Genomic DNA, 12,170 nt, shown 5'->3' on the forward strand with positions numbered 1-12,170 from the left:
TGACTGTAGTCTGAGGTCTTCCATATTCTGCCTATTGCAAGTTGATTACGGGTCAACACCATGAATAGATGGGTATACATCTATCTCAATAATATCTTCGTAAAGCCCCGCAAAGTGCAGACTTTCTTCTAGTGTCACTCTCATCACTCCTTCCGTTGTAAATGGAATGACACTGGAACTTTCAATTAACTTTGGTGACGATAGGTCTTTACTTTGCAAGGTTCTGTTAATGCCTATCGAAGCCACGTCAATATTTAACTGGTACTGCACAACCACAGGGGTTTTACTCTGTTGCAAGCTCAAGCCGCCGTTTTGTGAATATAGCGACATACCCATGGGCTGATTGCACTGAATTTCAAATAAAACGCTTTTCTGAACGTCATTTGAGAAGTCCAATTTGTCACCGCGATTAAAGTTGATCTCGCAATGACTTTTTATGTGTCCGAACACGCTAAGAGAGAGGTCTCCATCTGATTCTGCGAAACCCATAACAGGCAACATCATCAAGAACGAAAGATAAGTTGTTTTCATAACCTTCTCTATCCTAAGTTGCTTCATTGTTTGAAAGTAAGTGTAGTGGCGAACAGAAAGCCGAAGGTATTAAGTTAGTTTGATGAAAATTTGAAAGTAGTAGTAAGGTATGAAGGATTTATGAAATTAAAGTTGTAGGCTGATAAAAATGTTATTTAATTTCATGATCTTATATCTAAATAAAAATATTGTATTTCAAGTATCATTTTAGAAACAGATGAGAGTACTAATGCATGCTATATTTTCCCTGAAGGATTCATAATTATTAGTACGCGAAAAAGAAAAACTTATGTTGCTGGTTTAAAGGTATAATATGAATAAAACAAACGCATATACTCTTCATCCAAAAAAAAACATATTATTTTTTGGTCGAAGGAATATTCAGTCAAGTTTAATCAAGAAAGAATTAGAAAGCGCTACCAATATTCAAGTTACACAGTTTTCACATAACTCAGTTGTAAATTCGTTTACCTCTAATAAAATAGATGTTGTATTAATCGGTTATCATTCAATCAGTGATAGTGCTTATAGTGAGTTTATGTCATCAGGCACTCCGGGACTCAGTGTGGTCATATACGACGTACCTACAGATCTGAAAAATGAAACAGAGTTGATGTCTTGGAACAGTCTAAGAGGTATTCTGTATGAAGATGCCCCGATAGAGCATTTGGTGCGTTGTGTTGTTGACGTAATAGATGGGGAACTTTGGTTACCTCGTCAACTAATGTCCAAGATGCTGCTTCAGTTCAAAATGTTGTCTATTTCCTCTCCCACTTATGCTGACGATTTAACAAAACGAGAAAAAGAAATTTTAGCTATGTTGGTGCGAGGACAAACTAACCTGCAAATTGCCGATCAGCTTTATGTGGCAGAATGCACAGTTAAAACACATATATATAAAATTTATAAAAAACTTAATATTAAATGCCGCAAAGAAGCGATTACATTAGTTAATCGTTGTAATAGCCTTTATTCATCTAATATTCAATAATTAGGATAGCCTTAAATATAAAGTCTCCAACTCGATTTTGGGTCTCTTCTATTACGTCAGGTTTGCCCACAATAATGTGCAGACCTAATGCTTTAAGATAAAACACGGCTGCGTTATCCATACAATCCAACACGATTCATCGTCATATTGATCTCGCTTATTGCGTAGTTTGTCACTTGTTTTTTTTTGATGGGTGAGTATGTGCGCATCTTGTGATTGGATAAAGTTATCAAAAAGTTGTGTTTTGATAACTTTATGAGATAAACAGAGGAAAATGAGAAAGCGAAGAAGAGGAGATGACCACTTATTTTATGGCCTAACACCCGCTTTATGTTAGTGATTTGTCGTTAACTAAAAGAATATCTGCATTTAGTATTCTATTACTCTATAAACCTCCGCTATAACAGCGTAGGATCAGGTAACTTTGGATAAAATACTAGGCTTGCACTCTGGTGCGCTAACAGAAAAAATTATGCAACTAACAGAAAATGCATCACTCAATCACGCGTTACTTATTTCTATTTGCACACCGCAGTTTAAAGGTGATGAAGCAGCAGAATCACTTGCAGAACTTGGTCGATTAGTGACGACACTAGGGTTTAAAGTGGTTGGAACGCAGTCGCAAATGCAGAGTTCGGGCCAAAAGCAGAATGTACTCGGTTCAGGCAAACTCGCGGAAATAGCGCACCTCACTGGTAACAAGGGTTTGTTTGAAGAAGAAGATTTTTCTGATGAGACGGATTTTGCTGAACTTCCTACGGAAGAACTGCCGTTTTCATGTGCGGATGTGGTGGTATTTGATTGCGATTTAAGTCCATCACAACAACGCAATGTGGAAAATCAATTAGGTGTCGAGGTGTTTGACCGTACAGGGATCATAATTGAGATCTTTAGCCGCCATGCTCGTACCCGAACAGCACGCTTGCAAGTGGAAATCGCTCGTCTAAATTACTTAGCACCGAGGCTCAGAGATTCCACCATTGGTAATAAAGAACGCCAAATGGGTAAGGGTGCAGGCGAAACGACGCTAGAGCTAGATCGTCGTAAAGTTCGTGACCAATTAGCTGAATTAAGGCGTGACTTAGCTAGTGTTCAAGATGAAATGAAAGGCCGACGTACACAACGTTCTGAGATATTTTGTGTTGCTTTGGTTGGCTATACCAATGCAGGCAAGTCATCAATGATGCGGGCTATTACAGGCAGTGAGGTACTAGTAGAAAACAAACTTTTCGCAACACTTGATACCACAGTACGTGCATTGCATCCTGTTACTCAACCTCGAATTCTCGTTTCAGATACCGTCGGTTTTATCAAAAAACTACCTCATGATTTGGTTGCCTCATTTCATTCCACCTTAGCAGAAGCCCATGATGCTTCGTTATTGTTGTATGTGGTCGACGCCTCAGATGCTACTTTCCGTGCTCAACTTGATGTTGTTCACGAGGTATTGGAAGAAGTGGGTGTTGAAGGTATTAAAAAATTACTGGTACTGAATAAATCAGATCAACTAAATACTGAGCAACAACAGGCACTGATGGAAGAGTTTCCTGATGCCATGATGACTTCAACCCGCAATCCTCTTGATATCACTAAACTGCATAAATATATCGTTGGTGCCGCCGAGCATGACATGATTGAAGACGAGATTATTGTTCCTTATACCGCTAAAGGTATCATAGGTGAAATTCGTTCTAGCATGAGTGTCACTAAGGAAGAGTATGAGTATAGTCATATTAAGTTCAACGTACGGTCAAACGCGATTGACTTAGCACGGTTAAAAAAGCGAATGCTTAATCTATGATTAAACAGGTGTAAACGGGGCCTCTAGCATAATATAAACCTCTCACTTTACGATGGTTATTTTTCCTTAGTGAGAGAGATCTGGCTTATCAATGGCCTCAATAAGTTTCTCGTATTCGAGTTAATACCGTCGATAAAATAACAAGGTGAATCAATCGATTCGCCTTCTCATCTTCAAATTACAGTTTACTTTACGTCATGATGTCGCTATTCATGTTCAAACCAGCACTATGATTCCCACATGGAATGTTGACCGTTCTTAAACCAACCTGTCTTTACTTTTTTTGCCCAAATACGTGATATTTCGCCCGTTATTGCCCGCTTTTAGTGCTCATATCAAAATACGGGCACTCAAGTGGCCGATAGCAGTCATTTACGGTCATATCGTGACCTGTATCTAATTTTTACCCGCTTCACTTATTTATATTGTTCTCAACAAAGGAGCGAGAGTATGCGGAAAAAACAAATTGTTAATTTGGTCAATAATGTAAAGCATATCTCTGTAGAAGAGTTATCTTCTACTTTCTCAGTGTCAGTAGAAACGATTAGACGAGATTTAAAGGCACTTGATACAAAAGGGCTATTGGTACGGGTGCATGGTGGAGCGACGAGTAAAGAAACCAGTGACGTTGGCACCTCGTTTGCGCACAGAGCAAAAAGTAATGTAGAAGACAAACAGCAACTTGTTGAGATGGCAATTAGCTTGATTAAAGAGCAGTCAGTCATCGGTTTGGATGCGAGTTCATCAAGCTGGTTGTTAGCGCAATCAATGCCAAACATTAAATGCACTGTAGTGACTAACTCTATAAATATCATTAATGCCCTAGAGAAAAAGAACAACATAAACATCATTAGTTTGGGTGGAAATTATTCAGAAAAATATAAATCATTTTATGGAATTATTGCTAGAAACACGTTGAGTAAAATGTCGCTTGATTTATGTTTTATATCCTGTGTAGGTGTCGATTTAAATAGTGGCGTGTGGGATTCAAATGAATATAATTATGAAATAAAACAATCGCTCATGTCGGTATCAAATAAAACCATTCTTATAGCAGATAAATCTAAAATAAATAAAAGAAGTTTATTAAAGGTTTGTGATCTGGATGCCCTAGATTGTTTAATAACCAATGCAACAATAACAAAAAATGAGAGTGATAATTTAGAAAGTAAGTCGATTATAATTAATCCGGGAAATAATGTCGATACTGAGATTGTTCTAAGTGCCTAATAAAAATATATCAAATATGTGGTTTAACTAGTTGTCCATCTGATTGTATTAAACGGTCTAATATAATTAGGTGGCGAAAGGAAATTAACATGGATAGTAGAACTTCTTTCTCTATATACAAAACAAGTTATTTTGTTTTTAGAGAAAGTTCAAAGGTAAATTTAAATTATGAATCTCACTCTTTGCCCAGTCAAAGAGTAGAGGGGTTACATTTGCAGGTCAATAATGGGTAACTTTATGGACACTACAATTTTAAAAATGGATAACATTACAAAGCGATTTCCTGGAGTGTTAGCGCTTGATAATGTGAGTTTTAACTTAAGACGTGGCGAAGTACATGCTCTTTTAGGTGAAAATGGTGCGGGAAAATCGACGCTAATGAAAGTGCTTTCGGGAGTCCATATTCCGAACGATGGCCAGATTAGTTTCGAAGGACAGTTAGTTAAACTTACCTCGCCTATTTCGGCTCAGGAAAAGGGCATTGCGATTATTCATCAGGAATTTAACCTTTTTCCTGAATTGAGTGTGGCAGAAAATATTTTTATCGGTAGAGAGTTTCGTGGCAGCAATCAATGGTTACTTGATGACGTATCCCAAGCTGATGCCGCTCAGGCGCTTCTAGATAAACTCAATTTAAAAATCAGCCCTCATACACTTGTTGAGAAATTAACTGTTGCTCAACAGCAAATGGTCGAAATTGCGAAAGCACTTTCAGTCAATGCCAAGATACTTATTATGGACGAACCCACCGCTGCATTAACAGAAAGTGAGATTAAGAGCCTATTTAAGGTTACAAACATGCTCAAGTCTCAAGGTGTTGGTATTGTCTATATATCCCATCGATTAGAAGAGCTTGTACAAATAGCCGATCGAGCAACGGTAATGCGGGATGGTTGTTTTATCGGAACGGTCGATTATGCGGCAACGACCATTGATGAATTGATTGCGATGATGGTAGGACGAAACTTAGGTGATATTTTCCCTAAGCGAGGTAATAAACCCAGCAAAGAGATCGTGCTAGATGTCAAAAACCTCAATCGTAAGGGGGTTCTTCACGATATCAACTTCAACTTGAGGCGGGGTGAAATACTTGGTTTTTCAGGCCTTATGGGCGCTGGTCGTACGGAAGTCGCCAGAGCATTATTTGGTGCCGATGCTATCGACAGTGGTGAGATCTCTCTCTTTGGTAAACCCGTTACCATTACCAATGTTCACAAAGCGATTGAATTGGGTATCGGCTATTTGACGGAGGACAGGAAAAAAGAAGGTCTAGCATTAGGACTGTCTGTCAACGTCAATACAATGCTCAGTAGCTATAAACAGTTTTCAAATAAATTTGGCATCATTGATGAACAGGCCTGTTTTAATACAAGCAATAATTTAAAAGAAAAACTTAAAATAAAAACGCCAGATTTAGATCAATTGGCAGGGAATTTAAGTGGTGGTAACCAACAAAAAATAATCATAGCGAAGTGGATTTGTAAAAATACTGAGATACTTATATTTGATGAACCTACACGCGGTATTGATGTTGGAGCAAAGTTAGAAATATATGAATTAATAAATAAACTAACTGAACAAGGTAAATCAATAATTGTTATATCGTCTGAGTTGCCAGAAATATTGGGCATGTGTGACCGAATTCTGGTGATGAGAGGCGGAAGGATTACCGGAGAATTAGAATCAGAACGTGCTACGCAAGAAAATATTATGAAATATGCGACATTAGAAGGGTAAAATAATGCTTAGTAATACGAAAAAACTCACCGTTAAAAAAGACTTCTTTTTAAATAAAGAATTGCTGATGAAATTGGCGCCATTAATTAGTTTAGTACTGTTAATGATATTTTTTAGCATAGGAACACCTTATTTTCTTAATTTGTCCAACCTTTTAACAGTGGCATTACAAACTGCCGTAATAGGTATTATGGCTATTGGTGTCACTTACGTAATTATTACCGCGGGTATCGACTTGTCACTAGGGTCTGTAATGGCCTTCTCTGGTGTTGCTGTTGGACTTGCCGCCTCTATCGGACTTCCTCTTTGGTTATGTGTATTAGCCGGCGCGTTAGCAGGATTTCTTTGTGGTTGCTTAAGTGGTTTCTTGGTCACTCGAGCGGCGATTCCTCCTTTTATTGCAACGTTGGGATTGATGATGTCGGTTCGTGGTATCAACTTAGTGTTGACCGATGGCCGAGCGCTGTATTTCCAAGACTACCCTACTTTTCGAGTCATCGCACAGGGCCGCTTGTTTGATTTGATCCCTTACCCTGTTATCTATTTTGCCGTAATCGCCCTTATTTCCGCTTACATTTTGAAGCGTACTGTTATTGGCCGTTATATCTATGCCGTAGGTAGTAGCGAAGATGCAGCGCATTTATCTGGTATTAAAGTGAATCAGGTAAAAATGTTTGTGTACTCATTTTGTGGCCTATTAACCGGTGTTGCGGGTGTCATTTTAACGTCGCGATTGAATTCAGGACAACCGACAGTGGGTGTCGGATATGAATTAGAAGCTATTGCCGCAGTGATCATCGGTGGCACCAGCCTTATGGGCGGAATCGGGACTATTGGCGGAACCATTATCGGAGCATTGATTATGGGCATTCTGAAAAACGGACTTAATTTAATGGGGGTATCGCAGTTTTGGCAAATGGTTGCAATGGGCATTGTGGTTGTTGCGGCTGTATATCTAGACACATTAAGAAAGAAAATGAAATAACAAAAATAACAACTCTTATCCTACGTACACGGAGAAACACCAATGAAATTTATAAAAGTACCACTGATATTAACACTTGCCGCTATTGGGTTTGGTTCTGCTCAAGCGAAAGATGACATTTATATTCCAGTGGTCAGTAAAGGTTATCAGCACGAGTTTTGGCAAACAGTAAAATTGGGTTCGGATACAGCAGCAAAAGAACTCGGTATAAGAACCAGCTTTGTTGGGCCAGCAGATGAAACGCAAATCTCCCAACAGATTCAGTTAATGGAAGACATGATGGCTCGTCAACCTGACGCTATATTGCTTGCCGCTCTGGATGCAAATGCGCTTGTGCTTCCTGTAGAAGAAGCAACATCGAGAGATATCAAGATCGCAACATTTGATTCTGGGGTTAATTCAGACATACCGAAAAGCTTTATTGCGACGAATAACGTAAAAGCGGGAGGCGATGCCGCCATGGCGTTAGGCAAAATGCTTGATGGTAAAGGTAAGGTTGGAATAGTCGCTCACGTGGCTGGTACGCAAAGTGCGATTGAACGTTCTGAAGGCTTTATCAATGCGATGAAGCAGTACTACCCGGAGATCTTATTACTTGACGTCCAATATAGTGACGGAGACCCACAAAAATCAATGGATAAAACGATTGATATGTATCGCGCTAATCCTGATTTAGCTGGGGTTTATGCCACCAACGAAGGTGCGACTCTAGGAGTAGGTAACGCGATCGATAGCTTGAATCTGTCTGGAAAGGTTTTAGTGATGGGTTTTGACAGTACAGAAGGCATCATCAGTTTTCTAAAATCGGGCACCATACAAGGCTTCGTTGTTCAGGATGCGTATCAGATTGGCTACCAAGGTTTGAAAACCCTTTATAGCGTACTTGAAGGTAAAGAAGTACCAGCAGTCATTGATATCCCAGTAAAGGTTATTACTGCTAGCAATATTGACAGCCCAGAAATGCAAACGTTGTTGTTCCCATTTGGAAAATAAGCATGCATTAATTCCACGGTAGTAAAAAGGGTGGTATCGGCCTCATCAGATACCCCCCCTTTTTACCACGACAGTAACAGCAATGACTAAATGCCGTCAGTCTAGGCTTCATTATATTGAACGGCATTGGTACCCCACTCGCGGTAAATTTATCACGTTGAGATATGTGATAGAGCGGGAAAACAAATTTAATCCAACGATGTTGGAAACGAGAAATTAAATATGACAAATCTAATTAAAATCGGTATTCGTCCAACGATTGATGGTCGCCAAATGGGTGTGCGAGAGTCATTGGAAGAGCAAACAATGAATATGGCTAAATCGGCTGCACTATTTATTGAGAAAAATCTTCGTCATACAAGTGGCGAGAGAGTGGAATGCATCATTGCTGATTCTTGTATTGGCGGCGTTGCAGAAGCAGCAGCCTGCGCAGATAAGTTCAAAACAGAAAATATTGGATTAACACTTACCGTGACACCTTGTTGGTGTTATGGCACAGAAACCATTGATATGGACCCGCACTTGCCAAAAGCTATATGGGGTTTCAATGGAACTGAACGTCCTGGAGCCGTATATCTTGCCGCTGCGATGGCCGGACACACGCAGTTAGGGCTGCCAGCATTTTCAATTTATGGTCAAGAAGTTCAAGACTCTGACGACACCAGTATTCCATCGGATGTCCAAGAAAAAATATTACGATTCTGCCGTGCAGGCTTGTCGGTAGCGTCAATGAGAGGGAAGTCATACCTCTCAATGGGGTCGGTTTCAATGGGCATTGCGGGTTCGGTGGTTAACCCTGAATTCTTTCAAAAATATTTGGGAATGCGCAACGAATATATCGATATGACGGAAATTAAACGTCGGCTTGACCGCGAAGTTTATGACAAAGAAGAGTTCGAATTGGCCTCAAGTTGGGTGAAAGAATTTTGTCCAGAAGGTAAGGATTATAACAGTACTCCATTTACTGAAGAGCGAAAATCCGAGGATTGGAAAACCGTCATTAAGATGACCATGATTATGCGTGACCTTATGCAAGGAAACCCAAAATTAGCTGAGCTTGGTTTCAGTGAAGAATCTCTTGGTCATAACGCTATCGTTGGTGGGTTTCAGGGACAACGTCATTGGACAGATCATCTGCCTAACGGAGACTTCAGCGAGTCTATTTTAAATTCCTCGTTTGACTGGAACGGCATTAGAGAACCGTTTGCTATCGCTACTGAGAATGACAGCTTGAATGGTGTCAACATGCTATTTGGCAAGTTATTGACCGGTGAAGCGCAAGTGTTTTGTGATGTTCGTACATATTGGTCTCAAGACGCAGTTGAGCGTGTGAGTGGTTATCGACCAGAAACGGGTTTCATTCACCTTGTTAACTCCGGTTCTGCCGCATTAGATGGAAGTGGTGAAGTCACCGATGGACAAGGAAAGCCTTGCATTAAACCACATTGGGACATGAATGAAGAAGACGTTAAGAAATGTCTTGGTGCAACGGTATGGCCACCAGCGGTAGAAGAATACTTTCGAGGTGGCGGCTTCTCTTCTAACTTCCTGACTAAGGGGGCAATGCCATTTACCATGCATCGCATTAACATCGTTGCTGGACTAGGCCCTGTTTTACAAATTGCGGAAGGGTATTCAATTGATTTACCAGAAGAAGTACATAGCACATTAGATGAACGTACTAATCCAACATGGCCAACGACATGGTTTGTTCCTCGCTTGACAGACAGTGGCGCTTTTAGAGATGTCTACTCCGTCATGGCTAACTGGGGGGCTAACCATTGTGTTATTACCCACGGACATATAGGTGCTGACCTGATCACTATGGCGTCTATGCTTCGTATTCCCGTCTCTATGCATAATGTCAGTGAAGAAAACGTTTTTCGTCCACACTCGTTCTCTGCATTTGGTCAAGATATTGAAGGGCAAGATTACCGTGCCTGCGCCAATTTTGGTCCGCTTTATAAGTAACCTGTATTGGCATCCGCGGTTGCGGGTGCCTGTTTTAAGGAAGAATTATGTCGATTGTCGTAATACTTGATTGTGGTGCTACCAATGTACGAGCTATCGCCGTGAATAATCAAGGCGATATTGTTGCTTCACATCATCTTCGTAATGAAACGGTACAAAGTACCGACCAACCAGTTAAGCATGTTTGGGATTTCAACCGAATATGGAACAAATTAGCGGAGTGTTGTCAAAAAATCACCACGCAAATAGATAGCAATGACATCTGTGCTGTATCGGTAACAACATTCGGCGTCGATGGAGCACCCTTTGATGCGGATGGACATCAACTATACCCAATAATCTCTTGGAAATGTTCTCGAACGCTTCCTGTCATGGCGACGGTCGAGCAAGATATTGATAGAACAGAGTTGTATAAAGAGAACGGTATCGGTGATTACAGTTTTAATACTTTATATAAGTTGAAATGGCTTAAAGATCACGAACCTGACGTCTATAAAAAAATGGACAAGTTCGTGTTTATCTCATCGATGATCGCGCATCGGCTTACGGGAAATCTCACGACTGACCGTACCATGGCGGGCACATCGATGTTAACGGACCTAAAAAGTGGCCATTGGCGATCCCGCACCCTTGATTACCTCGGATTATCATCCAAACATTTTCCTCCGTTAATCAACGCAGGGGAGAAAATTGGTGAGCTAACAGGAGAGATAGCACAGCAGCTAGGTTTGCCGAATAACATACCAGTGATCTCTGCGGGCCATGATACTCAGTTTGCTCTGTTTGGTTCTGGTGTTGCAGAAAATCAACCATTCTTAAGCTCAGGTACTTGGGAAATACTAATGGCACGAACTCAGTGTCCCGCATTAAAAAGCGAGTATCTGTTGGACGGGCTCACCACAGAGTTAGATGCGAAAACCGACCTCTATAATCCGGCAATACAATGGTTATCGAGTGCGGTCATGGAATGGATTTCCGGTACTTTATTCAACGATATAAGCGATCAAAGCACTAAGTACGCGGTGATGATCAGTGAAGGTAATGCGACACCAGTTGGCAGTAATGGTATCCATTTTAACCCTTACTTTTTACCTAATAAAGAGGGCTGCGGAAACGGCAGTGTAGAGGGGCTATCGATCAACACGACTCGCGGAGAGATTTATCGTGCTGCATTGGAAGCTTTAGCATATCAACTGCGACGAAGCCTTATTAGGTTATCTGAAGTTAGTGATTTTAACGCGGAAAATTTAGTCGTCGTTGGTGGTGGTTCAAAAAATGCGCTGTGGAACCAAATTAGAGCGGATGTATTAAATATGCCAATACTCGTGGTTGATCAGCCAGAATCTACCGTTATCGGTGCCGCCATGTATGCATTTGCAGGTACAGGATTTTTTGACAGTGCAGATGGTGCCCAACTCGCGATGAAACCATCGTATACAACCATTTACCCTAGCAGTGATAAAGCCTTATACCAAGAGCTATATGAGGAGTTTTGTCATGCTTAAAGGCATTCATCCAGCGGTGAGCCCAACCTTACTTAAAGCGCTGAGTGAGATGGGGCATGGTGACGAGATATTACTGGCAGACGCGCACTTTCCAGCCCATACCTTTGGCAGAAGGGTAATAAGGGCGGATGGAGTAGGCGTTAACGTTTTGCTCGAAGGTATCATTCCCTTATTTGAGTTAGACCAATATAGCGAAGCCCCACTAGTAATGATGCTAGCGGTAGAAGGCGATAGCCTCGACCCATTGGTTGAAGAGAACTATCGAACGGCAATACACAAATCATTGGGTCTAATTCCCAATATTGAAAGAATAGAGCGCTTTGCATTTTATGAACGCGTTAAAGATTGTTATGCCGTTGTATTAAGCGGAGAAACCGCAAAATACGGAAACATTATTTTAAAAAAGGGTGTAACCACCTACTAAGG

Annotated in this window: 11 protein-coding genes; 9 read left to right on the forward strand and 2 right to left on the reverse strand. The window is 40.7% G+C overall.

Going from position 1 to position 12,170, the window contains the following annotated elements:
• Positions 1–45 precede the first annotated feature (45 nt).
• Positions 46–531, reverse strand: coding sequence for a hypothetical protein (locus IUZ65_RS20400; protein WP_195705854.1), 486 nt, complete (start codon positions 529–531; stop codon positions 46–48).
• 313 nt (positions 532–844) lie between these two features.
• Here IUZ65_RS20400 and IUZ65_RS20405 point away from each other — a divergent pair, with 313 nt between their 5' ends.
• Positions 845–1,522 (forward strand): helix-turn-helix transcriptional regulator, encoded by a 678-nt coding sequence (locus tag IUZ65_RS20405; protein ID WP_195705855.1) that lies wholly within the window; start codon positions 845–847, stop codon positions 1,520–1,522.
• On the opposite strand, the gene IUZ65_RS23445 is transcribed toward IUZ65_RS20405, so the two are convergent.
• Positions 1,509–1,643: a hypothetical protein gene (locus IUZ65_RS23445; RefSeq protein ID WP_269213779.1), complete on the reverse strand. Its 135-nt coding sequence runs from the start codon at positions 1,641–1,643 to the stop codon at positions 1,509–1,511. The two genes, IUZ65_RS20405 and IUZ65_RS23445, sit on opposite strands and share 14 nt — an antisense overlap.
• A 351-nt stretch (positions 1,644–1,994) precedes the next feature.
• On the opposite strand from IUZ65_RS23445, the gene hflX reads away from it, so the two are divergent.
• The 8 genes from hflX to fucU all read left to right on the forward strand — a co-directional run bounded on the left by hflX (position 1,995) and on the right by fucU (position 12,168).
• Entirely contained in the window at positions 1,995–3,323 is a 1,329-nt protein-coding gene (gene hflX / locus IUZ65_RS20410) for a GTPase HflX (protein ID WP_195706461.1), read from the forward strand.
• Between the two features lie 450 nt (positions 3,324–3,773).
• The gene (locus IUZ65_RS20415; RefSeq protein WP_195705856.1) at positions 3,774–4,553 is read left to right on the forward strand and encodes a DeoR/GlpR family DNA-binding transcription regulator; all 780 of its coding nucleotides are present in this window, start codon (positions 3,774–3,776) and stop codon (positions 4,551–4,553) included.
• Between the two features lie 237 nt (positions 4,554–4,790).
• Entirely contained in the window at positions 4,791–6,290 is a 1,500-nt protein-coding gene (locus IUZ65_RS20420; protein WP_195705857.1) for a sugar ABC transporter ATP-binding protein, read from the forward strand.
• Between the two features lie 4 nt (positions 6,291–6,294).
• A complete protein-coding gene (locus IUZ65_RS20425) occupies positions 6,295–7,275 on the forward strand; it encodes an ABC transporter permease (RefSeq protein ID WP_195705858.1) in 981 nt (326 codons plus the stop codon).
• Between the two features lie 42 nt (positions 7,276–7,317).
• Positions 7,318–8,268 (forward strand): ABC transporter substrate-binding protein, encoded by a 951-nt coding sequence (locus IUZ65_RS20430; RefSeq protein ID WP_195705859.1) that lies wholly within the window; start codon positions 7,318–7,320, stop codon positions 8,266–8,268.
• Positions 8,269–8,490: 222 nt separating this feature from the next.
• Positions 8,491–10,239 carry an L-fucose isomerase gene (fucI, locus tag IUZ65_RS20435; RefSeq protein WP_195705860.1) on the forward strand — a complete coding sequence of 583 codons (1,749 nt, stop codon included), beginning with the start codon at positions 8,491–8,493 and terminating at the stop codon, positions 10,237–10,239.
• Positions 10,240–10,286: 47 nt separating this feature from the next.
• Entirely contained in the window at positions 10,287–11,744 is a 1,458-nt protein-coding gene (gene fucK, locus IUZ65_RS20440) for an L-fuculokinase (protein WP_195705861.1), read from the forward strand.
• Positions 11,737–12,168: an L-fucose mutarotase gene (gene fucU, locus IUZ65_RS20445; RefSeq protein ID WP_195705862.1), complete on the forward strand. Its 432-nt coding sequence runs from the start codon at positions 11,737–11,739 to the stop codon at positions 12,166–12,168. Before fucK ends, fucU begins: the two co-directional genes overlap by 8 nt.
• The last annotated feature ends 2 nt before the right edge of the window (positions 12,169–12,170 follow it).

Source organism: Vibrio sp. VB16 (genome assembly GCF_015594925.2).
Taxonomy (GTDB): Bacteria; Pseudomonadota; Gammaproteobacteria; order Enterobacterales; family Vibrionaceae; genus Vibrio.